The sequence below is a fragment of the Cytobacillus gottheilii genome, assembly GCF_900166665.1.
GTDB classification, from domain to species: domain Bacteria; phylum Bacillota; class Bacilli; order Bacillales; family Cytobacillaceae; genus Cytobacillus; species Cytobacillus gottheilii_A.
Genome location: NZ_LT800494.1, coordinates 4,284,959 through 4,308,303, shown reverse-complemented (window position 1 = coordinate 4,308,303; position 23,345 = coordinate 4,284,959). Strand labels below are relative to the sequence as shown.

Here is a 23,345-nt window from a genome sequence, read left to right as displayed (position 1 = left end):
CAAGATAATGTAAAGTTTTAAAAGTATAGACTACTTCCTGATTTTTAGGAGGTAGTCTTTTTATGTTGGGAAATATGCCTTTCAGGTTCATGGATGATAGACGTTTAAAACAGACTTTACTTGGGGAGTTTTGTAGTAATGATGGAAGCAAGGAGAAGGTTTCCTTGTGTTTTCCGTCTCTGAGAAAAGAATTATTATACAGCAGTGTAGTTCATTGTCCTAGCATTGGTAAAGAAGGTTCACTAGAATAAGAGGATTTTTTTAGTAAATCAAAGAGCAGCAGGAAGGACTAGAACCATCTCGTGTATAATTAAAACATACAGGAAAAGTGAACGCGGACCTTACGATAACCAAGGAGGAAATAGAATGCGAAGAATCATCTTATCGACCGAAAGCGGTGCCGACATACCTGGTGATTTAGCTGAAAAGTACGATATTCAAGTCGTTCCAATGCACATCATTATGGATGGAACAGATTATTTAGATGGTGATCTGCCGGTCCAGGAGATTTATGACTACTACGGACGTACGAAGAAGATACCTTCTACTACCTCCACAAATGCTCATGAGTATCAGGAGTTCTTTACAAATATAAGAAGGAAGTTCCCAGATTGCATCATTGTACATATTGGTTATACATCAAAAGCTTCTTCTTCTTTTCAAAATGCTGTCATTGCTGAAGAAGAATTTGAAGACATTTTTCTGATTGATGCTCTGAACGTTACTGGAGGATTAGCGGCGATTGTGCTGTATGCCGCTGAGTTGTTAGAAAAAGATCCGTACATAGATCCCCAGCATTTAGTTGAAAAAATTGAGGGAATTGTTCCTAAATCAAGGCTGGCTTTCATTCCAGGCAGTCTTGAGTTCCTGAAAGCGGGAGGGCGAGTAAGTAATATGGCTTCTCTGATTGGAACTCTGTTAAAAATAAAGCCATGCATAGAGTTAAAGGATGGGAAGCTTATATCGACCAAAAAGTACCGCGGGAAAATGAGTGGAGCTGCTGAAAAACTCTTGAGTGATTACTTAACTAATTTCAACATTGATAGAAAGCAGCTTTATTTAATTTATTCAATAGGGCTTGATGAAGGGATTATGCAGCGGATGGATGAGCTGGCGAAAGAAAATGGATTCCACAATATAAGATGGATTCAAGCGGGCGGTATGATTTCGACTCATTCCGGAGCTGGGGGCTTCGGGGTAGCTGGATTAGAGCAATAGTAAGGGGAATAGGGGGATATGCCTTAATAAGGTACGTACGGTTTGAAAGGGAGAAGCCGAGTGGTCTCCCTGCTTTATTATAATTCGGTATTACCTATGATGTTAGAAAACAAGTAGCATGAAATAAACCATGGTAAAATAGAATTAGCAATTACTGTGAAAAGGGGTAGGTGAAATGGATCCATACCGTACTGATCCCATGTCAGTTGATGAATATTTTCAAATTCGTGAAAACTCTGATGCGCTGCTAGAATATATTGATGGGTATGTTTATATGTCACCATCACCATCGACAAAACATCAACGTATATCCAGAAAGCTTGAGAACAAATTTGGAAATTTTATTGAAGATACCCCTTGTGAATTATTTCATGCTCCCTGTGATATTGAATTAAAAAATGAGAAAGTGAAGGGAACCAAAATTGTTATCCCAGATATCAGTATCATTGGTGATAAGAGTGGTTTTACAGATGCCAGATATGTTGGTGTTCCAAACTTAATCGTTGAAATCTTAAGCCCTTCCAATCAATCACATGACCTTATTACAAAGTTAAATCTTTATATGGATTATGGTGTTAAAGAGTATTGGATTGTCAATCCAATGTTGAAAGCCGTAACAGTATACGCCCTCAACGATGAACATATGTATGAACAGCATGATATGCAAAAAGATACAGGTAAAGTTTCTTCAAGATTGATTGAAGGTTTTTGGGTTGATATCGAGGGAGTTTTTAAGGATTAACCTATAGTGGGATCCTTTATAGTTTGAATTGAAGCCTATACCTGCCACACAAAATAAATGCTCATCCTTTTGCTTTTAGTAAGCAAAAGGATGAGCATTTTTACATAATAGTTCCTCTTATGCTTCACTCCCTCCTTTTCAATTATTTTTCTCACCTCTTACGGGGAAATACAGCTTAAGACGTAGTAAACAATCAGTCTTAAACACCTGTACCCAATAAATACCATTTTGTATGATTACTACAGCATAATGAATTATCATCATGGAACCTAAGAGAGCAGTTAGAAGAAAAAGTGTTGAAGGTGAAAGCTCGAATCCAGACAAAGGTGAAGGAGGGAGAAAAGTTAATGTTTCTAAAAATGATTATGAACGATTTCAACCGGAATAAGCTGGTCACGATCACCGTCTTCTTATTTATTACAATGGCTGTTATTTTGGCAGCCAGTGCAACTAATAACATTGCCAATTTGATTCAGGGGATTTCAAGTTTTCAGGAACGAGCAGTGCCAGCTGACATTACGGTGATGCATGCCGGGGATTATGATCAGGCGGAGATCGATCGATTCACTGAAAAATATCGTGACCATATTGCAATGCAGGAAACTATGGTGCTTCAGAATATTGATGGAAGTAATATTCATTTCGGTCAAAATCAAACAATGGCTGGAACGATACAGGATATTTCTTTTGTGGTGCAAAATAAGCACTTTGATTTTATCTTGGATCTTGATAATGAAAAGCTGGATGTAAAGCAAGGTTCTGCAGCTGTTCCGATCTATTTTATGGAACAATATGATTTAGAAATTGGTGATCATATTGCAGTGAAAAACGGCGGGTATGAGCAGGAGTTTGTCATTTCAGATTATGCAAGGGATTTTGAGATGAACTCTCCTCTTACTTCTTCGAAAAGATTTGTGATTTATCAGGATGACTATAATGAAATGCTGAAAATGCAGGCTGGGGAACTGGAATTTTTGATTGAATTTAAGCTGAATGAAACTGGTAATTCTGATGCTATTCAGAATGCCTATCAAGAGGCTGGCCTTCCGGCAAACGGTCCGATCATTGAAGGAAAGATCTTTATGTTGTTTAATGCCATGTCGGATATGATTGTCGCGCTTGTCATTATATTGATCAGTATTCTTCTTATTGTGATAGCTTCACTCTGCATCCGGCTTACATTTCTGGCAACGATTGATGAGGATATAAGAGAAATCGGTGTTATGAAAGCCATGGGGCTAGCCAAAAAAGATATTCAAAAGGTCTATCTTAATAAATACAGATTCATTTCCGCAGCTGCCGGTTTGGCTGGGTATCTCCTTTCCTTTGCTGTCGTAAATCTATTAAACGGTCATATGAGACTTTATATCTCTTCGGATTTAACAGGGAGCTTAAAATATATCCTTACGCTTATAGCTCCATTGCTTGTTTATCTTATGATTGTGATGTACTGCAAAACAGTACTGAAAAGAATCGATAAGATCTCGGCAGTGGAGGCGTTGCGTGGAGATATCATGGAGTCCGGAAAGACTCGGAAATACAGTTTTCCGCTGCTAAATAACAAGTTCTTCAGCACGAATATTTACATGGGACTGAGGGATACAGCGAAGCGCTTCAGGTTATACAGGCTACTGCTTGTTATTTTTATTATATGTACATTTATTATCATACTCCCTGTAAATATTTATCACACGATCCATTCACCTCAGTTTTCCACCTATATGGGGATCGGAAAACAGGACGTGAGAATCGATCTTCGAAGAACGGATACCATTACAGAAAATTTTATCAAGCTGCAGGAAGAGCTGAAAAATGATCATGATATAGAAAAGTTTGCACCTTATATGACAAGCTCTTACCAAGTCAAAAACGCGGATGGTTCCTGGAGCACTATGAATATTGAAACCGGGGATTTCTCCTTGTTTCCACTAACATTTTTGGAAGGCAGAGCACCGGAGAGGGGAGGAGAAATAGCACTATCATTTGCAAATGCTGCAAAAAAAGACGGATTAAACAAGAAAGTGGGAGATGTAGTAACTGTCAAGGCTGGCGGGAAGGAGCAGACGCTAACCGTTACGGGGATCTATCAGGATATTACAAACGGAGGAAAAACAGCAAAGGCGCATAGCAGTCTCGGAGTAAACGAAGAAGCTGTTCTTTGGTATATTGTGAGTCTGGATTTGGCCGAAGGCGTGAATATACAGGAGAAAATGGACTACTACCAAGATGCTTATAGCTCAGCACAGGTAAATGATATCGAAGAATATACCCAGCAGACTCTTGGGAATATCATCGATCAGATGGGTGTCGTGGTGATCAGCGGAATCTCCATCGCTATTATCATAGCTGTTTTCATTACGGCATTATTCCTTCGAATGCTCTTATCAAAGGATATGTCTCAGATTGCCATTATGCGAAGTGTAGGTCTAACGTTGAAGCAAATTCGCCATCAATATATGGCAGGAACTTTAATGGTACTGATAGTGGCGATCACAATTGGTGTTCTTGCTTCAGACTTTCTAGGTGAATTTCTTGTAAGTTTGGCTATGTTTTCTATGGGAGCAGCAAGAATTGAATTTGTTCAAATTTTATGGCAGACTTGGCTGCTTTGTCCTTTAGCACTGCTTATAGCTGTTGGATTCACGATATTTGTATCCTGTAGGGCTGCTGTAAAAGGTGATTTATCTGTTGTTTTAAGAAGTTGAGATTGCTATGGGAAGGGAGAGGTATGTCTCTTACACTTTGCGTTTTGAAGATGTGGTCACGAGGAGAGGGGAAGCACCCCTTTATAATCTAGATACTGGAAATTGGTGTCGTGGAAAGGTGAGAAACACCCCTATGGAATCCAGAATCTAGAAAATGGTGTCGCGAAAAGGTGAGAAACACCCCTGTGAAATCCAGAAACTAGAAATTGGTGTTGCGGAAAAGGGAGAAACACCCCCGTTAAATCCAGAATCTAGAAATTAGTGTCGCAGAAAAGAGAGAAACACCCCTATGGAATCCAGAATCTAGAAAATGGTGTCACGAAAAGGAGAGAAACACCCCTATGGATCCAGAATCTAGAAAATGGTGTCGCGGAAAAGGGAGAAACACCCACTTGAAATCCAGAATCTAGAAAAAGGTGTCGCGGAAAAGGGAGAAACACACCCGCGAAATCCAAAATCTAGAAAATAGTGTCGCAAAAAGGGGAGAAACACCCCCGAGGAATCCAAAATCTAGAAATTAACCTCACCAAAAGAAAAGAAGGTCCCGCAATTATCTCAGGACTCACAGAAAAAATGGCATGGGAGGAATCATAGATGACCAACATACTTGAAGCAAGCGAGATGACCAAAACCGTAGAGTTAGGAAAGGGAAATGAGATTCATATCTTAAAGGATATAAATCTGGAGGTAGAAGAAGGTGAGTTTGTGTCGGTTATGGGACCATCCGGAAGCGGGAAATCAACATTGTTATACAATATAAGCGGAATGGATCGTATTTCATCTGGCAGGGTGAGGTTTAAAGGCCGGGAGATCAGCAGTCTAAATGAAGAAGAATTGGCAAAGATCCGACTGAAAAAAATGGGATTTATCTTTCAAGATATTAACCTATTAAAGAACTTGTCCCTGATTGACAACATAATGTTTCCTGCACTTGTTTCGACAGGGGAGGATAAAAATGCAATAAATCAAAAAGCAAAAAAACTAATGAGGGAGACAGGAATAGAAAAACTTGCAGACCATACGATTACACAAGGTTCTGGCGGACAGCTGCAGAGGGCAGGTATCTGCAGGGCATTGATCAATAATCCGGATATCCTTTTTGGAGACGAACCGACCGGAGCCTTAGACAGCAAATCGACAGAAGAGATTATGGCCATTCTGGCTGAGATTAATCAAAATGGAACAACGATCATGCTCGTTACGCATGATGTAAAGGTAGCTGCAAAAACAGAAAGAATCCTGTTTATGGTAGATGGAAAGATTGTTTCTCAAAAGAAAATGTCTAAATATGACGGACAGGAAGATAATAGTAAGAGAAGAGAAGAAAGTATTATGAACTGGTTAGTGGAGAATGGGTTATGATTTTGAGTTAATATGCATCTCTTTTCACGACATTGTTTTAGATCACTAGCAAATGATAAATGCCTCTCTTTTAAAATGTGAGGCATTTTTATATTAATTTGCTTAATCAATGGCTAAACGTTTCTTCTATTTCTTTAATTGCCTCCGCAAATCCAATATTTGAGTTTCCCAGGCGGTTATTACAATTTTCTTTCGAATTATCAGTAAAAATTAAGTGTTCAGAGACTTAATTTTATTTTCAGCAAATTAAAATATTTACAATTAATATGGTTTGTTTTAAAATTAAAGTTATATTGAAATCGATTTCAAAATAAAATAATAAAAAACTAAAATATAGAAACATTATTTTAATTTTACTTTTAAAATATATTGAAATCGATTTCAAAAAGATGGAGGTTTAGCAAAATTAATGAAAAAAAGAGTAACAATTAAAGATGTAGCAAAATATGCTGGTGTTTCACCAGCAACTGTATCAAGGGTGCTGAATAACTATCCATTTATTAAGCCAGAAAAAAAGATGAAGGTTGAAGAAGCTATTAATGAGCTAAACTTCGAACCTAATGAGATTGCCAGAAGCTTAATTACAAAAAAGACAAAAACGCTTGGATTAGTAGTTGATGATATTTCAAATCCATTCTTTTCTGAAACATCTAAGTTAATGATTAGTAAAGCAAGGCAAAGGGGTTACGAAGTACTCATCTATGATACGAATGGTGAGGAGGAATTAAAACATACGCTGCAGTTTTTATCCAATAAAAATGTTTCGGGCATTATTGTAGGTTCGGTACTAAGATTTGATCAAAAACATGAAGAAATGATTGATGAGAAAATTCCAATTGTATATTTTAACCGAAAGCCTGAAGAAACAGATCTATTTTCAGTGACCATGGATAATAAGAAAGCTTCGAAAATGGCTATTGGGCATTTAGTGCAAAAAGGTCATTCTAAAATTGCTTTTATTGGCGGAATGATGGAGTATTCTACATATTATAGTCGGTATTTAGGATATTGCGAAGCAATTATAGAGTTTGGTTTGGAATTGAATGAGAGTTTTATTTTAAAAGAAAGACCAACCAGTGAAAGTATCCAAAATTTTGTATCGAGGGTGCTCAATGAAGATGATAGACCCACAGCAATTATAGCAGCAACCGATCAGATCGCTATAACAGTTTTAGATGCTGTTTCGAAAAATAATTACCAAGTGCCAGCTGATGTAGCGGTAATCGGCTTTGATAATATTTCTATTTCCAGTAATCCATATATTAGCTTAACAACGATTTCTCAGCAGAAAAATAAAATGGTCGAAATTTCGTTAAATACGTTAATTGATTTAATCGAAGATGAGGAAAAAGAAATTCCTAAACATGTCTTAATACCTCCAAAATTAATAATCAGAAAAACTACCTAATAAATTCCGGTGTTTTTTAATAAAAAGATAAACAAAAAGGTAGGGATAGATAATGGGATTTATTCAAGAATTATTTGGATTAGATGGCAAAGTTGCTATTGTTACTGGCGCGAGTAAAGGGATTGGAAAAGAAGTGGCAATCGCACTTGCTAAAGCAGGTGCACATGTTGCATTGATTGCTCGGAATGAACATGAATTAAACGAAGTTGCGAAGGAAATTAATCAGACAGGCAAAAAAGCTTTAAGTGTTCCTATGGATTTATTAGACGTGGATGGCATGGCGGGAAAAGTTGAGGAGATTTATAACTACTTTGGAAGAATTGATATTTTAGTTAATAATGCTGGAATTAATATTCCTAAATCGGCCATGGAAGTCACAGAAGAGGATTGGGATAAAGTTTTAGACATCAACTTAAAAAGTGTTTTCTTTTTATGCAAGAATGTAGCCAAATATATGATTCCCAGCCGTGAAGGTAAGATCATCAACATGTCTTCGCAGATGGCTTTTGTCGGATATTATAAAAGAACAGCCTATAGTTCGAGTAAAGGCGGATTACTACAACTAACTCGGAGTTTAGCAATAGATTGGTCAAAATATAATATAAAAGTTAATTCTATAGCCCCAACGTTTATTGAGACGCCAATGACAAAACCAATGTTTGAAGATAAAGCATTTTTAGAAGATGTACTAAATAGAATTCCACTTGGAAGATTAGGAAAAACAGAAGATTTATTTGGAGCAATCATATACTTGTCTTCTTCAGCTTCTGATATGGTTACAGGCCATACCATTATGGTAGATGGTGGTTGGACAGTTTGGTAATTAAATTGATTAATAGGAGGAACTAATATGATTGGTACACTGAATTACAAAACAGCAACTAATATACATGATTTTAGAATGCCTGGGAATGTAAAAATTGGCCGAAATTCTTTTTTTACGATTCATGAAGAAATTAGAAATATCAAACCTAGTCAAATCATTTTTATCAGTGATAAGGGATTAGAAAAGGCAAAAGTAGTAGAGGATGTAATGAATGAATTGAGTATTCATAATATACCTATTAAAACATTTACAAATATAGAGGGCGAACCAGATTTTGATACAGTCAGTGAAGCAATTACTTTTATTAAGGAACATCATGCAGATCTGGTTCTAGGTTTAGGTGGTGGAAGTGCACTTGATGTAGCAAAAGCTTCTGCAGCTTTAGCAGACAAGGACTCAATTCTGGTTGAAAAAATACTGGCTGGAGAAGCAATTCCAGAAACAAGAGGGATACGATGCATTTTAATTCCTACCACTTCAGGTACGGGATCTGAAGTAACAATGAATGCTATATTTGGAGATCGTAAAAACAATATTAAAAGAGGGATCGTTAGTCCTTATTACTTACCGGATACTGCGATTATTGATCCAGTTCTTACGATAAGCTGTCCGCCTATGGTAAGTGCTGCTTCTGGAGTAGACGCTTTTACGCATGCTATAGAATCTTATGTTTCTAAAAAAGCTACTCCTTTAACAAAAATATATGCAGAAGAAGCGATGAAGCGGTTCTCAAGTAATATTACTAAAGTGGTTTTCAATGGCAGTGATCTGGATGCTAGAGAGGAAATGAGTTGGGTTAGTTTTTTAGCCGGTGTTTCGCTTGCAAATGCAGGGGTAGGTGCAGTTCATGCTTTGGCATATCCTTTAGGCGGAAAATATCATATACCTCATGGTGTAGCTAATGCATTGCTGCTTCCATATGTGTTTAATGTAACGGGAAAAACCTGTAACAAAGAGATGGTCGAGATTGCAAATTTCTTATCCTTAGGTGATTTCAGTGAACGACCACATCAAGCATTGAATGCGGTCACTGATTATCTATGCAGATTATTAGCAGATTTAAACTTACCTGCCAGTTTAAAAGAATTGGATGTAGATGAAAGTGATTTAGAAAATTTAGCAATAGAAGCATCTAAAGTTAGTCGTTTGTTAGATAATACTCCTTATTCATTGTCTGTCAAATCGATCCTTGAAATTTACAAAAATGCATATCACAAAGTGCTGTAATAGGAGGCTGAACATGGATAAAAAGAATCTATATATTAATGGTAATTGGGTTGAAGCAAATGAATATTATGAGCTGAAGTCACCTTATAGTCAGGAAGTAATAGCTAATGTACCATTAGCAGATAAAAGTCACGTGGAAGAAGCGATCAATGCCGCGCATGAAAGCGCTTCTATTATGAAAAAAATGCCTGCTCATAAGCGAGCAGATATTTTACTAAAGGTTTCTGCTCTATTAGAAGAAAACCTCGAAGAAGCAGCTAAAATTCTAACATTGGAAAATGCCAAGCCGATTAAAGCAGCTAGGGTAGAAATAAGTAGAACAGCGCAAACATACCGCTTTGCAGCAGAAGAAGCAAAACAATTATTTGGAGAGACGATTCCAATGGATGCTGCTAAAGGGGCCGAGGACAAATTCGGATTTACGATTCGGGAACCGTTAGGAGTCATTGCGGCCATTACTCCTTTTAATTTCCCGTTTAACCTTGCTGCTCATAAACTGGGACCGGCGATCGCTGCAGGGAATACAATTGTATTAAAACCTGCTAGTCAAACACCATTAAGTGCCTTATATATTGCTGAACTTTTTGAACGCGCTGGCTTGCCAAAAGGTGTTCTCAATGTTCTAACAGGCAGTGGAGGAGTTATTGGTGATTTACTCGTCTCAGATAATAGAGTTAAAATGGTCACTTTTACAGGAAGTTTAGAAGTGGGCAAGCGAATTAAGGAACTCGCTGGTTTAAAAAGAGTAACATTAGAATTGGGATCAAATGCACCAGTTATTATAGATAAAGTACAAGATTTAGATAGAGCAGTTAATAAATGTATACAAGGATCCTTTGCTTATTCTGGTCAAGTATGTATTTCTGTCCAAAGAATCTATGCACATGAGGATATATTTGATGAATTCCTTGAGAAATTTGCATCCGCTGCTCAATCACTGGTCATTGGTAACCCACAAGATGAAAAGACAGATATATCAGCTTTAATCCATACAAAAGAAGTAACAAGAGTTACTACCTGGATTGATGAAGCAGTAAGTAAAGGAGCAACAAAGGTCTTAGGTGGGGAGTTGTATAACCCTGAAACATTACTGCCTACAATTTTAAAAAATGTACCTCGTCAAACATCCTTATGTACGCTAGAGGCATTTGCACCAATAGTATTCGTTAATCCTATTAAAGATATTAATGAAGCGATTAAAGAGGCAAACGATTCTCAGTTTGGTCTACAAGCAGGCATATTCACCGATTCAATTCAAACCGCACTTAAAGCTGCAAGAGAACTTGAATCTGGTGGGATTAATGTAAATGATGTCCCAACCTTTAGAGTAGATCACATGCCTTATGGTGGAGTTAAGAATAGTGGTCTGGGCAAAGAAGGGATTAAATATTCTACAGAAGAAATGACTGAGTTGAAATTTGTCTCTTTTACATCATAAGTTATTTGTTTTTTAAGATTAATCTTCATCGCTTAAGCTCCTGCGGTGTCTTATCTGTCCCGCTTCTCCCACAGGAGTCTTGCACCTTCAATCAAAATAGATTTTTATTAAAGGTTTAGAAACAGCTATAAAATAAATTATAGCTGTTTCTAAGTAAAAGCCTCCGTTGAAAAGGCTTCCAGTATTCTGTTAATTAAAAAGTTCAGCAAATTACAAAACATCTGTTGACTTAGGGAAACATATGATGTATATTTTGAAATAACGAAATATTATATTTTTACATACTCATTTTTTAACGTTAACATGGTGAAAATATAATATTTAAAAATTTATATTTTTTTTCATTGATTTGAAATCGATTTCAAACGAGGTGGAAAAAATGTAATTTTATTACAAAATAAGAGTTTCATAAATTAAAAGGAGGGATGTAAACTAATTATTGGAGTCTATCTATAGTCTTTACTGTGGGACTATAAAGAGACTATTGTTGAACAATTTATAAAAATTGCTTTTCATTTTTTTTTAAAATTGATTTGAAAACGCTTACTATATTAACGGAGAAATACGGATATAAGGGGAGGAAAATAATGATTAACTCTAAATTTAGAAAAGTTTCTTTATCACTGGTTTTATTCGTCCTAATATTTGGTTTAGCAGCTTGTTCTGGTCAATCTAGCGGTGAGGCTGACCCAGATTATCCAAGTAAACCAATTACTGTTATTCAAGGGTTTAATCCAGGAGGAGGAAGTGATCAGTTAGCTCAACTAACTCAACCCTATTTAAATGAACTTCTTGATACTACGTTTACAAATGAATATGTTCCAGGAGCTGCAGGAGCAATTGGGTGGACTAGGTTAGCTCAAAAAGGAGATGCAGATGGCTATACCATCAGTATTACAAATGCTCCAATGCTTATGACAAACTATATTATGAACTCTGAAATAGGTTATACATTAGAAGATTTTGAACCAATCGCAAATATCGTAACTGACCCTGGAATTATTGTTGTTCCTGCAGATAGTGAATTCAATACGTATGAAGACTTAGCAAAACATCTCGAGGAAAATCCTGGTGGCTTAAATGTTTCTCACTCCGGTGTTGGAGGAGATGACTTCTTTACTCTATTAAAATATATGAATGAAACAGGACTCCAACTTGAATTGATCCCGTATGAAGGTGACGGACCAGCATGGCAGGCTGCAGCTGGAGGAGATGTAGAGGTTAACTTTAATAATCTTGGAGTTGTATATTCCCAGGTTGAAGCTGGTAATTTAAAGGCTCTAGCTGTATTTAGTGAAGAGAGAATGGAGTTATTACCAGATGTTCCAACAGCCAAAGAATTAGGCGTGGATGTTGTCTCAGGTTCTTCCCGTGGATATAGTGCACCGAAAGGATTACCAGAGGAAATAAAACAAAAATTACTTGATGCATTTAAGCAATTAGAAAATGACTCTGATTTCAAGGCGGGATTAGAAAGTTCAGCATTGCCAATGGATCTTAAAATTGGTGAGGATTATGCTAATTTTCTAAAAGAAGATGAGGAATTATCGCAGCAAATTTGGGATGAAGTAAAGGATGAATATCAACAGTAACAATAAAGCAGGAAGAAGAGATTTTCCTCTTCTTCCTAATTTAAAGGGGGTATTTTAATTGTCAATGGTTGTTAAACACGCAATTGCAACGGGATTAGTCTTAACATTGTGTGTAGTATTCTTTCTAGAATCATTAGACCTCCCAGCCACAGCGGCAAGATTACCGCAGATTTTAATCATTATTATCGCTATTTTAGGGATTCTGATGTTTGTTGAGGCATTGAAAAAAAGCAAGGATACAGGTAGTACGGAAGGTGAAGAAAGGCCTGAGAAGATTAATGTGAAACGCGTAGTGATCTTTGTGGCACTGATTGCGTTATATATTTTCCTTATGGACATTATTGGTTACTTCATCTTGACACCTCTATTTACATTTGCAGCATTAGTTTATTTCAAAGCTACGAAAGTGGTTGTCGCAATTATTCTATCAATTGCTTTTACTGCCTTTATCTATGGGTTGTTTAGTATTTTCCTAAATGTACCTGTCCCAAGAGGCATTTTCTTTTAAGAAATGTAAATTCTTTTCAGGGGGGAGAATTGGATGGAAGAAATTATGTCCGGTTTGCTGAATGTATTATCATTCAGTAACTTATTATTCATCGCAATCGGTATGACACTTGGTATATTCATCGGCTCTATGCCAGGACTATCAGCTACCATGGGTATTGCAATCTTACTTCCGCTCACTTATGGTATGGATCCCGCAACGGGGATTGCCATGCTGGCATCATTATATATGGGTGCTTCATACGGGGGATCTATTCTGGCTATTTTAATCAATACACCGGGTACACCTGCCGCTGCTGCGACGGTGTTGGATGGCTATCCAATGACGAAAAATGGTCAACCTGGTAAAGCGCTGGGTATATCACTTGTTGCTTCCTTTATTGGTGGTATTATCGGCGCAATAGTTCTATTAACTATTGCACCATTTTTAGGAGAGGTAGCGCTTAAAATTGGGGCAGTTGAATTATTCGCAATTGCTGTACTAGGAATAACAATAATATCATCACTTTCTGCTGGTTCTGTTGTTAAAGGGTTATTGTCAGGTACATTAGGATTGTTAATTTCTTTAATTGGAATGGACGCCATAACGGGTACTCCACGATTTACATTTGGCAGTATTTATTTATTTGATGGAATTTCCTTTGTAGTTGCCTTAATTGGTCTCTTTTCAATTCCACAAGCTATAAAATTAATTGAAAGAGATCAAAAAGAAGTGAAAGTAACAGAGATAAAGGATAAAATACTGCCGTCTTGGAAAGAAGTTTTTCAGTATAGAATGACTCTGCTCAGATCCAGTGTTATAGGTGTCTTCACCGGATTGATTCCTGGAACTGGAGGGGATACAGCGAGTTGGTTTAGTTACAATGAAGCTAAAAGGTTTTCTAAACATAAAGAGAAGTTTGGGACTGGGTATGGAGAAGGAGTGGCTGCTCCTGAGTCTGCAAATAATGCTGTTGTTGGCGGAGCTTTAGTACCAACCATTACGTTAGGAGTTCCAGGAAGTTCATCTACTGCGGTTCTTCTAGGTGGTCTTATGATTCATGGCATCATGCCAGGTCCAACATTAATGACGGAACATGCGGATGTTGCATACACATTACTTTGGGCAATCTTAGTATCTTGTTTCTTCTTATTTATCTTAGGACTCTTGTATACAAGAGTTGCGGTTAAGGTTACAAAAGTTCCGCCAAAGGTGCTGGCTCCTATTATCATTTTGCTGTGTGTGATCGGAACCTTTGCTGTAAATAATAGTATTGTAGATGTCATGATTATGTTCGGATTTGGTATTCTTGGTTATTTTATGGATAAAATGAAAATCCCAGTAGCACCAATGGTCGTTGGTTTAATCCTCGGAGCTATGTTAGACACTAGCATGCACCAATCATTAAAGATTGGCGGAGGGGACTGGATGATTTTCCTTTCAAGTCCATTAGCTGTTGTTTTATTAATCGTTGCTTTATTTACTGTTCTTCAATCAACACCATTATTTAGTAAGCTTAGGCTGTTATTTAAAAGGTAGAATACTATATTAAGAGCATGGTCAAGTATTACTAAGATACTTGACCAAAAAAATAATAAAATTCATCTGATGAATTTTAAGGATAAGCCATTTATGGAGGTATTACATGTCTAAGGTCCAATACCACGAGCTTCTCAGTGAAGTGGAAACAAAGATTGAAAGTGAAGAATGGAAGAACGGTATGAGACTCCCTAGTATGAATGAGCTTTCAACGCAATATAATGTAGCAAACTCTACAGTGCGGGAAGTCTATCGAGCTTTAGAATCTAAAGGTTATATTGCGATTCAACAGGGACGAGGTACATTCGTTACGTATAACAGCAATAAACAATTTGCGAACCGATCATCTTTTATGGAGTTACTAAGGATTACAGAATTTCGTACAATCATAGAACCCGCATTTGCAGCTTTAGCAGCAAGGGAAGCATATAAAAATGAGATCGATCTAATTATTGAGTCAGCAGAAATCATGCGTGTAATGGCTGAAAATAATCAAGTCACAACTAGTGAGGATTTGCGCTTTCACCGTTTGATTGTAGAAGCAACGCATAACGAATATGCCTTAAAAGTATATGAAAACTTACAAGAGGAATTAAAACGTATGCGTGCTTATACAAGAAGGCCTGACATGGTAGAAAAGGCTGTTCATTACCATCAAATGATTGCAAATGCGATTGCTAATAGAGATCCACAAAATGCCAAAATGCTTATGGAGTCTCATTTACAATCGAATAGTGAATTAGCTATGTATGAATTAGCGGGGGCTGCTTCAACTAGCTACAAGTAATGATAAAAAATATTGGGGAGATATATAAATGAAAATTGGTGTTATTCATGCTACCTGTAATGCTGTACCACCGTTGAATGGTGCATTTAAAGCATTAGCTCCAGATGTGATTGTATTTAACTTTGTTGATGAACATATTCAGTACTATGCTAACCAAATAAAAGGGATAGATGATAAAGTACACAGGGATTTTGTCAATATGGCAATGACTGCTCAAGAAGCAGGAGTAGATGCGATAATAGTTGCTTGTACTGTATTGACTCCGATTGTAGATGTAGTGAAGCCATTTGTTACTATACCCGTTATTGCAGTTGATCGCCCGATGCTTGAATTGGCAGTAAATAACTATCATAAGATTGGTGTGGTCGCAACGAATGCACCTTCAGGACCAGCAACAAAAGCTCAATTGGAGAAGATTGCTGAGGAACTTGGTAAGAAAATTGAGGTGGATATTGAAATTAACACTCAGGCTATGACAGAGCTTAAAGCAGGCAATGAGGAAGAGCATAATCGTCTCAACACCCTTGCTGCAGAACAATTGAGAGATAGAGGCTGTGAAGTAATTATACTTGCACAGATTACCCAGGCATCCGCTGAAACACAAGCGAAGGAATTAGGACTTCCAGTTTTAACAAGTCCCAAAGAAGCAGTAAATGAAGTTTTAAAAATGGCAGTAAAGAATTAAAAAGTATTTTAGTTTCTATATTAGCAGATTCATTTCTAGCAATCTTAAAACATAAAAATTATATGATCTTAAAGGAGCGATTTGCAATGAAAGTAAGTTATGTTGGCTTAGGAGTAATGGGAGCAGGTATGGCATTAAATCTAGGAAAAGGTGAAAGTGAAGGTCACTATGAATTTCTTGCATGCGATGCAAATGAAAGTGCACTAGAGCAATTTAAGGAAAAGGGATTAAAAACAACTACTAAAATTGAAGATACATTTGATAGTGATTATATTTTCTTATGTCTCCCAAACTTAGAAATCGTTAAGGCGGTTGTGTTAGGGGAGAATGGGCTTCTTAAACATTTAAAATCTGGTCAGACAATTGTTGACTTTAGTACGATTAGTTATTTAGGTGCTACAGAAATTGCAGCAAAATGTAATGAAGCTGGAATTGAGTTTCTTGATTGCCCAATTTCAGGGCAACAGGCAAAAAGTATGGATGGAACACTTAGCATTATGTGCGGAGGCAACGAAGAAGTATTTAATACAATTAAACCAATGCTCGATAGAATGGGTTCGCAGGTTCTGTACATGGGTGAGAACGGGGCTGGACAATTAACTAAAATGATTAATAACTGTGCTCTAAATATCTGTGTGGCAAGCTTTAGTGAGTTACTGCCAGTAGGAGTTAAGCTCGGATTAGATCCAGAAAAACTAGGTGATGTATTGATGACAGCTACTGGATCAAGTTTTGCATCAAAGACTTTAATCCCTAAGGTTTTAGAAGGCAATTTTGAACATGGATTTTCACTTGGAAGAGCATATAAGGATATGGAAAGTATGTATGAAGTATTAGTTAAATCTGAAATCCCGCTGCCAACTTTAAATGGAACAATGCAATCATACCAGCTGGCACTGCAGAGTGGACACCGAGATGACTATAAGCAAGCCATGATTAAGTTTTATGAAGATATGCTAGATGTAAAAGTGCGTAAAGAAGGATTTAAATAAGCTGACCAGCAGCCAGCAGGGGAAATATTCCCCTGCTATATCATAGTAAGCTTAAACGACTTATTAACAATATAGCTTAGTCTTTCCATGAGGGACTCTAAGTCAATATGTAATAGGAGGCAAAAAAAGTGATCTTTGGGTGTATTGCAGATGATTTTACTGGCGGTAGTGATATCGCTTCCTTTTTTGCAAAAGGAGGACTTAGCACTATTTTATATAACGGAGTACCTAGTAATCAAAGCGTGCCGCAAGCAGATGTATGTGTTATCGCGTTAAAAACACGTACGCAAAATACGATTGATGCGGTAAAGGATTCTCTCGAGGCTATAAAGTGGCTGAAGGAACATGGAGCAAAACAGTTTTATGTAAAATACTGTTCGACATTTGATTCTACACCAGAGGGGAATATTGGACCAATAAATGATGCGGTAATGGAGGAAATTGGTGTTCCTTACACGATTATATGCCCTGCACTTCCAGTAAATGGCCGTATTGTAAAAGATGGTTGTTTATATGTTCATGGAGTTCCCTTGCACGAGAGTTCCATGAAGGATCACCCACTAACACCAATGTGGGATTATGACTTAGTCCAATTAATGGAGCCTCAAAGTAATTTTAAGAGTGTAAAATTACCAAATGATCTAACAAAAGAAGACACAGCTGAATTCATTAAAAAAATTAAAACTGAAAATAATTCAACACCATTTTACCTTATACCGGATTATGAAGATGAAGGCGATGCAGAAAAAATTGTTGAGTTGTTTGGGGATCTCCCTCTATTAACAGGAGGCAGCGGCTTGGCGGAACCTTTGGCTAGAACGTTTAAACAAGACAAGAAAAAAGAGGGATTTGGACGTTCTGATTCTAAGGCCTTGATTTTATCAGGAAGTTGTAGTGAAACAACAAGAAAACAAATTGAAGCTTTCCAACAATCTGGTGGAGACAGCTATTTTATTGACCCGCTTAGGATATTGTCAGGTGATGAAACGGTTGATACCATTTGGAATATGATCGAAAACACTAAAGGAGCAATTCTCATTTATAGCAGTGATACTGCAGAAAATATAAAGAAGACCCAGGAGAAGGGTAAAGAAGAAGTTGCAGGTTTATTAGAGAATACAACTGCAGAGCTTGCAGCACGTGCAGTAGCAGCGGGCTATCACAGAATTATTGTTGCTGGAGGAGAAACTAGCGGTGCAGTAACGAAAAAACTTGGATATAGCAGCTATCATATAGGTGCCAGTATTGCACCTGGAGTTCCTATTATGATTCCTACACAGGATACTAGAGTTCGTTTGGTTTTAAAAAGCGGTAATTTTGGCGACAGTAATTTTTTCTTACAAGCACTGTCGAAAACTTAGGAGAAGGAAGGGGTTACGTTGAATAAGACATTAGATCAAAAGTTCGATGATTCAATATGGGTTGCTCATAGCCTCTTTAATCGTGGAAAAGCAAGCGGCAGTATTGCAAATCTAAGCTTTAAGCATGAGGATAAGATTTATATTACTGCGACCGGAACATGTTTTGGAACGCTGAAACGAGATGAGTTTGCTGTCATTGATTTGGAAGGAAATCAGATAGATGAATTAAAACCAAGTAAAGAATTGCCAATGCACCTATCCATTTATAAGGCAAAACCTGAAGTAGGGGCTGTCGTCCATGTTCACAGTACATACAGTGTACTGTGGAGTTTTGTACCAGGATTACAGGAATATGATTGTATTCCAGATCATACCCCCTATTTGAAAATGAAGTTAGGAACAGTCAGTCTGGTCCCTTATGAAAAACCGGGGAGTAAGGAACTGTTTGTTGAATTTGATAAGCGTGTAACAAAGAGTGATGGGTGGCTTTTAGCACAGCATGGACCAGTGGTGCCAGGAAATAATATAATGGAAGCATTTTTTTCATTAGAGGAATTGGAAGAGAGTGCACAAATTGCCTGGGAGTTACGAAATAGATTATAGCAAGAGCTGAAGAGAAATGAACTTATTAATACATTATGCAGATTATTTATTGGGAGGAGATTGAAATGACTAAAAGGATCGGTCTTGTACATGCCACTATGAATTCTGTAGATCCCATTTTACATGCGTTTAGGACACTTCATCCATCAGTTGATTTAATTAACGTTATGGATGAAGGACTAATTTGGGAATTAAATGAAACAAATCAGATTACACACAGTATGACACGGAGATTAATCGATATTGCTTCAAAAGCAGAAGACGCTGGTGCAGATGCCATATTATTAACGTGTTCATCATTTTCACCATATGTGGCTGAGTTTAAGCATTTATTTAAAGTTCCTGTATTAAGTTCGGATGAAAGTATGCTTAATGAAGCAGTAAAAATTGGCGGTAATGTTGGGGTAATCGCAACCGTAGGCAAGGCGGGACCTACTACAACGAATCTTCTCTATCAAACTGCAGATGAACAAGGGAAAAAAATAGAGGTAGATACAATTGTAATCACTGAAGCTTTCCAAGCCTTGCAAAGAGGAAACCAAGCAAAGCATGATGAATTAATTCATGAAGCAATTGACAAACTGTCTCAGAGCTCGGATGTCATTCTGTTGGCCCAATATTCGATGGCTCGTGCACTAGATACTTATAAAAAAGGAACAACACCTATTTTAACGGGTCCAGAAGTAAGTGCGAATGCAATTGTTGAGCTTGCTGAAAAAAGAATAGAACTTAGCAGATGATTTACTGCGCTTCTATGTGTATGAATTAACCTACAATTTTTCTCCTTGTTAAATTAAATGTGGCAAATGAGAGAGACTGGGACATAAGATTTAACACACTCATAGAACCGAATGGTTAGGAAGTTATCTTTCTAATCATTCGGTTTTTTTATATATGATTAAAAATATATTTTATTATCATGAGTGAAATGGAGCGGAGGACCCTCGACTCCTGTGGGAATAGAGGAAAAGGTGAGACCCCACAGAAGCTTTGCTTCGAGGAGGCTCAGCTTCCTCCCCACGGAAAGCGAGGGTCCGCAGCGCAATGGAACGGACTTGTTTAAACACCCAACCCAAGATAGTGAATATTCGTGTTTTAAAAAGATTAATTTCGTTATGTCCCAGCCTCTTCTATATCTAATAGAATTAGTTAAGACCCAACAACGGCTCACAGCACTTCTTATATTTTTTCATGCTTCCGCATATACAATGATCATTCCTTCCAGGCATTTTATAATCTGCATTAACAAGGTCTTGGATTCTTTTTTTCTTTACATGGGATGCGACGACTAGCATTCTTTCATGTGCATAGCGATACACTTGTTTGTGGCTCTCACAAAAATACTCAACGCCGAATTCGTTATTGGATTTGACTCTGTTGCGAGGACAGCCTCCATGACATAAATGAAGGAATTCACAAGACTTGCATTGGTTCGGTAAGTTTGGCTTTAGATCATGAAAATTCTCCATCAATTCATTCGTAAGCAGATCTTCTAGAGTATCAACGCCAACGTTTCCTAATCGGTACTCTTCATGTATAAAGAAATCGCATGGATATGCATCACCGTTTTGTTCTAAAACAAGGTGTTTGGGACAGGTTTCAAGGTGAGAGCATAGGCCGGCATGCTGATTCAGGTACACTGCTAACATGTCATCAAAGAAACGGATGGATGTCTGAGGCGTACCATCGTTATACCACACGTCAAAAATATCGCATAAAAAATCACCATATTGTTTAGGTGTGATTAGAAAAACGCCAGGTTTATTAATTTCCTGTGCTCGAAAATCCATGCAGGGAATGAACTGAACAAAAGGGAAATTTTGTTCCTGATAAAAATTCATTAGATCAGCTGCTCTTGTAATATTGTTCTCATGTAAAACGGTTAGAATATTAAAGTCCGCATTTGCTTCTTTAAGATACTCAATTCCGCGCATTATTCTTTTATAGCTTCCTTTACCAGACCCCATGACCCGTCTGGCATTATTAATTTCTTCTGGTCCATCCAAGCTTACGCCGACCAGAAAGTTATATTTCTTAAAGAATGCTGCCCATTCTTCATTTATTAACGTACCATTTGTTTGGATGGAATTACTGATGACTGTGTTGCTTGGTGCATGTTTTGCTTGTAAGTGAACCACTTTTTTGAAGAAGTCTAATCCTGCTAATAAGGGCTCTCCGCCTTGCCATACAAACGATACATAGCCTTTTGATATATTCATATATTCAATAATGAATTTTTCTAATACAGTGTCATCTATACGGTTGATCTTCTGCGGCATCCCGTTGCACTGGCTGTAATAGCAGTAGTCACATGCTAAATTGCATGCTTCAGAAACGGTTTTCCACATGACGGATGTTAATGCAGGCTTGAGTGTCGCAGTTCCTCCATAAGCCATCAATTTTTTTCTCCTTTATAACAGTCAAGTTTATAAAAAATGTTAAGTGAAAGGAGGATGTTTGTCTGTGATATTGATCACATTGATATTGATCAAAACGCATTTTTAAAAGGTATTTCTATGCTGGCTAAAAGGATGAATGGGTGTTCTGTATTTATTGACGGTGAATCGAAGGTATCTAAAAAACACTATTTATACTAGAGCAGTCCCAAAAACAGAAAATGTGGGCATGGTTCCTGGTATATAGTTTGGATTTGTCAGGAGTAGTTCAAATTTATCTATCATAAAAAAATAAGAAAAGCAAGTTTAAAATAGTATATTTTGAGGAAATGGAACAAGGTTGTATATGCAGAAAGCAGAGGTTCTATTTCGCAAAAGTAAAATCGAATTTTTAGGAATTGAGACTGGCCTCCAAAATGAAAAATTAGTACATAATATTAACACGATGCCCAATGCATAACTAAGTATAAATAAGCCAATAAAGGAAATAGCAAATTAATTAATAACTTATAATCAGTGGGCTAATAACTATAATCGGGAGAATCAACTGCTTAAAGGATCGTAATTGACAATATATAGAATTAATTGTAAATTTTTATCAGGAAAGGAGTTTTTAATTTGAAAAAAATGACCATTCTAATCCCTGCTTATAACGAAGAAGATGTTCTAAACCAGTTATATAAAAGGATATCGACTGTTGCAGATAGTATAAAAAAATACTCTTTTGAATTTCTGTTTATTAATGACGGCAGTAAAGATAATACCATTCACATTTTACAGAGGTTAAGGAAGCAGGATCAACGTGTGTCTTATGTAGACTTATCTCGGAATTTTGGTAAGGAGATAGCAATGATTGCAGGGTTTGATTATGCTACTGGAGATGCAGTCATCATTATAGATGCAGATTTGCAGGATCCTCCTGAGCTAATTCCTGAAATGATTCATTATTGGGAGCAAGGATACGATGATGTGTTCGCGAAGAGACGAAACAGAGCGGGTGAAACTTGGCTGAAAAAATGGACAGCTAGCAAGTTTTATTCTTTGTTGCAGAAGTTAACTAGAATTCCTATTCAAGAAAATACGGGTGATTTTCGTCTTCTAGATCGAAGGTGCGTCGATGCGTTAAAAGAAATGCGAGAATCACAGCGTTATACGAAAGGAATGTTTAGTTGGATCGGATATAATAAGAAAGAAATCTTATTTGATAGAGATCCGCGTGCAGCTGGTGAATCTAAGTGGAATTATTTTAAACTTTTTGATCTTGCGATTGAAGGGTTGACTTCGTTTACAACTACTCCTTTAAGAATATCCGCTTTCTTTGGGTTTGGAATCTCCTTCTTTGCATTTCTATATATGGCATGGGTAATTATAAAGACATTGATCTGGGATGAGCCTGTAATGGGTTACCCTTCTCTTATGACCGTTATTTTATTCTTGGGTGGTATTCAGCTTTTATCTCTAGGCATTATTGGTGAATACTTAGGTCGAATATTTAATGAAACAAAAAATCGACCATTGTACTATGTGAATATCTACAATGATGAAAAAGTAAGAAATTCGGTTAAGAATCATGCTTAATCGAGCAACCATTAATTATCTATTTTTTGGGATACTAACTACTGCAGTAAATATATTAGTTTACGCTTTATTAGTACATATATTCCACATTGATTATAAAGCTGCTACCACAGTTGCCTGGATCATTTCTATTATCTTTGCGTTTTTCACAAATAAATTGTTTGTGTTTAATAGCAAAGATCTGTCAATTAACCGAACTATGAAGGAATTAGGCAATTTTGTTTTTTTTAGAGTTCTTTCATTAGCAGTAGATCTGTTAATTATGTTCCTGCTGATTGACATTTTCATGACGAATGATATTGTGGCTAAAATTACTGCGAATGTGGTAGTTATTGTAATAAATTATGTCACTAGCAAGTATCTTACCTTTCGAAATAAGTGAAGAATAAGGAGAATTTA

General features: G+C 36.9%; 21 protein-coding genes. 20 read left to right on the top strand and 1 reads right to left on the bottom strand.

The window, feature by feature from the left end; translation table 11 throughout:
* The first annotated feature begins 366 nt into the window (after window positions 1-366).
* The 17 genes from B7E07_RS21075 (at window position 367) to B7E07_RS21000 (ending at window position 19,712) form a co-directional block, all read left to right on the top strand.
* On the top strand, window positions 367-1,218 hold the full coding sequence (locus B7E07_RS21075; RefSeq protein ID WP_080848766.1) for a DegV family protein: 852 nt from the start codon (window positions 367-369) through the stop codon (window positions 1,216-1,218).
* A 175-nt stretch (window positions 1,219-1,393) separates the two neighbouring features.
* A complete protein-coding gene (locus B7E07_RS21070) occupies window positions 1,394-1,960 on the top strand; it encodes a Uma2 family endonuclease (RefSeq protein ID WP_080848765.1) in 567 nt (188 codons plus the stop codon).
* A gap of 347 nt (window positions 1,961-2,307) precedes the next feature.
* Window positions 2,308-4,665: an ABC transporter permease gene (locus B7E07_RS21065; protein WP_080848764.1), complete on the top strand. Its 2,358-nt coding sequence runs from the start codon at window positions 2,308-2,310 to the stop codon at window positions 4,663-4,665.
* A gap of 594 nt (window positions 4,666-5,259) precedes the next feature.
* Entirely contained in the window at window positions 5,260-6,027 is a 768-nt protein-coding gene (locus B7E07_RS21060; RefSeq protein ID WP_080848763.1) for an ABC transporter ATP-binding protein, read from the top strand.
* 409 nt (window positions 6,028-6,436) lie between these two features.
* Window positions 6,437-7,435 (top strand): LacI family DNA-binding transcriptional regulator, encoded by a 999-nt coding sequence (locus B7E07_RS21055; protein ID WP_080848762.1) that lies wholly within the window; start codon window positions 6,437-6,439, stop codon window positions 7,433-7,435.
* Window positions 7,436-7,487: 52 nt separating this feature from the next.
* Window positions 7,488-8,258, top strand: a complete 771-nt coding sequence (locus B7E07_RS21050; RefSeq protein ID WP_080848761.1) for an SDR family NAD(P)-dependent oxidoreductase — start codon at window positions 7,488-7,490, stop codon at window positions 8,256-8,258.
* A 27-nt stretch (window positions 8,259-8,285) separates the two neighbouring features.
* On the top strand, window positions 8,286-9,488 hold the full coding sequence (locus B7E07_RS21045) for an iron-containing alcohol dehydrogenase (RefSeq protein WP_080848760.1): 1,203 nt from the start codon (window positions 8,286-8,288) through the stop codon (window positions 9,486-9,488).
* A gap of 13 nt (window positions 9,489-9,501) precedes the next feature.
* Window positions 9,502-10,926 (top strand): aldehyde dehydrogenase family protein, encoded by a 1,425-nt coding sequence (locus B7E07_RS21040; protein ID WP_080848759.1) that lies wholly within the window; start codon window positions 9,502-9,504, stop codon window positions 10,924-10,926.
* A gap of 587 nt (window positions 10,927-11,513) precedes the next feature.
* On the top strand, window positions 11,514-12,518 hold the full coding sequence (locus B7E07_RS21035) for a tripartite tricarboxylate transporter substrate binding protein (RefSeq protein WP_080848758.1): 1,005 nt from the start codon (window positions 11,514-11,516) through the stop codon (window positions 12,516-12,518).
* Between the two features lie 64 nt (window positions 12,519-12,582).
* Window positions 12,583-13,026, top strand: a complete 444-nt coding sequence (locus tag B7E07_RS21030; protein WP_257391561.1) for a tripartite tricarboxylate transporter TctB family protein — start codon at window positions 12,583-12,585, stop codon at window positions 13,024-13,026.
* Window positions 13,027-13,059: 33 nt separating this feature from the next.
* Window positions 13,060-14,544, top strand: coding sequence for a tripartite tricarboxylate transporter permease (locus tag B7E07_RS21025; protein WP_080848756.1), 1,485 nt, complete (start codon window positions 13,060-13,062; stop codon window positions 14,542-14,544).
* Between the two features lie 106 nt (window positions 14,545-14,650).
* Entirely contained in the window at window positions 14,651-15,331 is a 681-nt protein-coding gene (locus B7E07_RS21020) for a FadR/GntR family transcriptional regulator (RefSeq protein ID WP_080848755.1), read from the top strand.
* 28 nt (window positions 15,332-15,359) lie between these two features.
* Window positions 15,360-16,016 (top strand): aspartate/glutamate racemase family protein, encoded by a 657-nt coding sequence (locus B7E07_RS21015; RefSeq protein ID WP_080848754.1) that lies wholly within the window; start codon window positions 15,360-15,362, stop codon window positions 16,014-16,016.
* 86 nt (window positions 16,017-16,102) lie between these two features.
* Window positions 16,103-17,008, top strand: coding sequence for an NAD(P)-dependent oxidoreductase (locus B7E07_RS21010; RefSeq protein ID WP_176215260.1), 906 nt, complete (start codon window positions 16,103-16,105; stop codon window positions 17,006-17,008).
* A 128-nt stretch (window positions 17,009-17,136) separates the two neighbouring features.
* The gene (gene otnK / locus B7E07_RS21005; RefSeq protein WP_218970447.1) at window positions 17,137-18,369 is read left to right on the top strand and encodes a 3-oxo-tetronate kinase; all 1,233 of its coding nucleotides are present in this window, start codon (window positions 17,137-17,139) and stop codon (window positions 18,367-18,369) included.
* A gap of 18 nt (window positions 18,370-18,387) precedes the next feature.
* Window positions 18,388-18,972, top strand: coding sequence for a class II aldolase/adducin family protein (locus B7E07_RS23985; protein WP_218970446.1), 585 nt, complete (start codon window positions 18,388-18,390; stop codon window positions 18,970-18,972).
* A gap of 65 nt (window positions 18,973-19,037) precedes the next feature.
* A complete protein-coding gene (locus tag B7E07_RS21000; RefSeq protein ID WP_080848752.1) occupies window positions 19,038-19,712 on the top strand; it encodes an aspartate/glutamate racemase family protein in 675 nt (224 codons plus the stop codon).
* Window positions 19,713-20,117: 405 nt separating this feature from the next.
* Here the strand turns inward: B7E07_RS21000 and B7E07_RS20995 are convergent, their stop codons facing one another.
* Window positions 20,118-21,368: an anaerobic sulfatase maturase gene (locus B7E07_RS20995; RefSeq protein ID WP_080848751.1), complete on the bottom strand. Its 1,251-nt coding sequence runs from the start codon at window positions 21,366-21,368 to the stop codon at window positions 20,118-20,120.
* 57 nt (window positions 21,369-21,425) lie between these two features.
* Here B7E07_RS20995 and B7E07_RS23855 point away from each other — a divergent pair, with 57 nt between their 5' ends.
* The 3 genes from B7E07_RS23855 to B7E07_RS20985 all read left to right on the top strand — a co-directional run bounded on the left by B7E07_RS23855 (window position 21,426) and on the right by B7E07_RS20985 (window position 23,328).
* A complete protein-coding gene (locus B7E07_RS23855; RefSeq protein WP_176215259.1) occupies window positions 21,426-21,569 on the top strand; it encodes a hypothetical protein in 144 nt (47 codons plus the stop codon).
* Window positions 21,570-21,986: 417 nt separating this feature from the next.
* The gene (locus B7E07_RS20990) at window positions 21,987-22,946 is read left to right on the top strand and encodes a glycosyltransferase family 2 protein (protein WP_080848750.1); all 960 of its coding nucleotides are present in this window, start codon (window positions 21,987-21,989) and stop codon (window positions 22,944-22,946) included.
* The gene (locus B7E07_RS20985; protein ID WP_080848749.1) at window positions 22,939-23,328 is read left to right on the top strand and encodes a GtrA family protein; all 390 of its coding nucleotides are present in this window, start codon (window positions 22,939-22,941) and stop codon (window positions 23,326-23,328) included. The genes B7E07_RS20990 and B7E07_RS20985 overlap by 8 nt, the downstream gene beginning before the upstream one ends.
* Window positions 23,329-23,345 lie beyond the last annotated feature (17 nt).

Excerpts from the sequence above, each read along its gene's own strand:
- B7E07_RS21075 (WP_080848766.1), top strand. The coding sequence starts at position 367 with ATGCGAAGAATCATCTTATCGACCGAAAGCGGTGCCGACATACCTGGT.
- B7E07_RS21070 (WP_080848765.1), top strand. The coding sequence starts at position 1,394 with ATGGATCCATACCGTACTGATCCCATGTCAGTTGATGAATATTTTCAA.
- B7E07_RS21065 (WP_080848764.1), top strand. The coding sequence starts at position 2,308 with ATGTTTCTAAAAATGATTATGAACGATTTCAACCGGAATAAGCTGGTC.
- B7E07_RS21060 (WP_080848763.1), top strand. The coding sequence starts at position 5,260 with ATGACCAACATACTTGAAGCAAGCGAGATGACCAAAACCGTAGAGTTA.
- B7E07_RS21055 (WP_080848762.1), top strand. The coding sequence starts at position 6,437 with ATGAAAAAAAGAGTAACAATTAAAGATGTAGCAAAATATGCTGGTGTT.
- B7E07_RS21050 (WP_080848761.1), top strand. The coding sequence starts at position 7,488 with ATGGGATTTATTCAAGAATTATTTGGATTAGATGGCAAAGTTGCTATT.
- B7E07_RS21045 (WP_080848760.1), top strand. The coding sequence starts at position 8,286 with ATGATTGGTACACTGAATTACAAAACAGCAACTAATATACATGATTTT.
- B7E07_RS21040 (WP_080848759.1), top strand. The coding sequence starts at position 9,502 with ATGGATAAAAAGAATCTATATATTAATGGTAATTGGGTTGAAGCAAAT.
- B7E07_RS21035 (WP_080848758.1), top strand. The coding sequence starts at position 11,514 with ATGATTAACTCTAAATTTAGAAAAGTTTCTTTATCACTGGTTTTATTC.
- B7E07_RS21030 (WP_257391561.1), top strand. The coding sequence starts at position 12,583 with ATGGTTGTTAAACACGCAATTGCAACGGGATTAGTCTTAACATTGTGT.
- B7E07_RS21025 (WP_080848756.1), top strand. The coding sequence starts at position 13,060 with ATGGAAGAAATTATGTCCGGTTTGCTGAATGTATTATCATTCAGTAAC.
- B7E07_RS21020 (WP_080848755.1), top strand. The coding sequence starts at position 14,651 with ATGTCTAAGGTCCAATACCACGAGCTTCTCAGTGAAGTGGAAACAAAG.
- B7E07_RS21015 (WP_080848754.1), top strand. The coding sequence starts at position 15,360 with ATGAAAATTGGTGTTATTCATGCTACCTGTAATGCTGTACCACCGTTG.
- B7E07_RS21010 (WP_176215260.1), top strand. The coding sequence starts at position 16,103 with ATGAAAGTAAGTTATGTTGGCTTAGGAGTAATGGGAGCAGGTATGGCA.
- B7E07_RS21000 (WP_080848752.1), top strand. The coding sequence starts at position 19,038 with ATGACTAAAAGGATCGGTCTTGTACATGCCACTATGAATTCTGTAGAT.
- B7E07_RS20995 (WP_080848751.1), bottom strand. The coding sequence starts at position 21,368 with ATGGCTTATGGAGGAACTGCGACACTCAAGCCTGCATTAACATCCGTC.
- B7E07_RS23855 (WP_176215259.1), top strand. The coding sequence starts at position 21,426 with ATGTTTGTCTGTGATATTGATCACATTGATATTGATCAAAACGCATTT.
- B7E07_RS20985 (WP_080848749.1), top strand. The coding sequence starts at position 22,939 with ATGCTTAATCGAGCAACCATTAATTATCTATTTTTTGGGATACTAACT.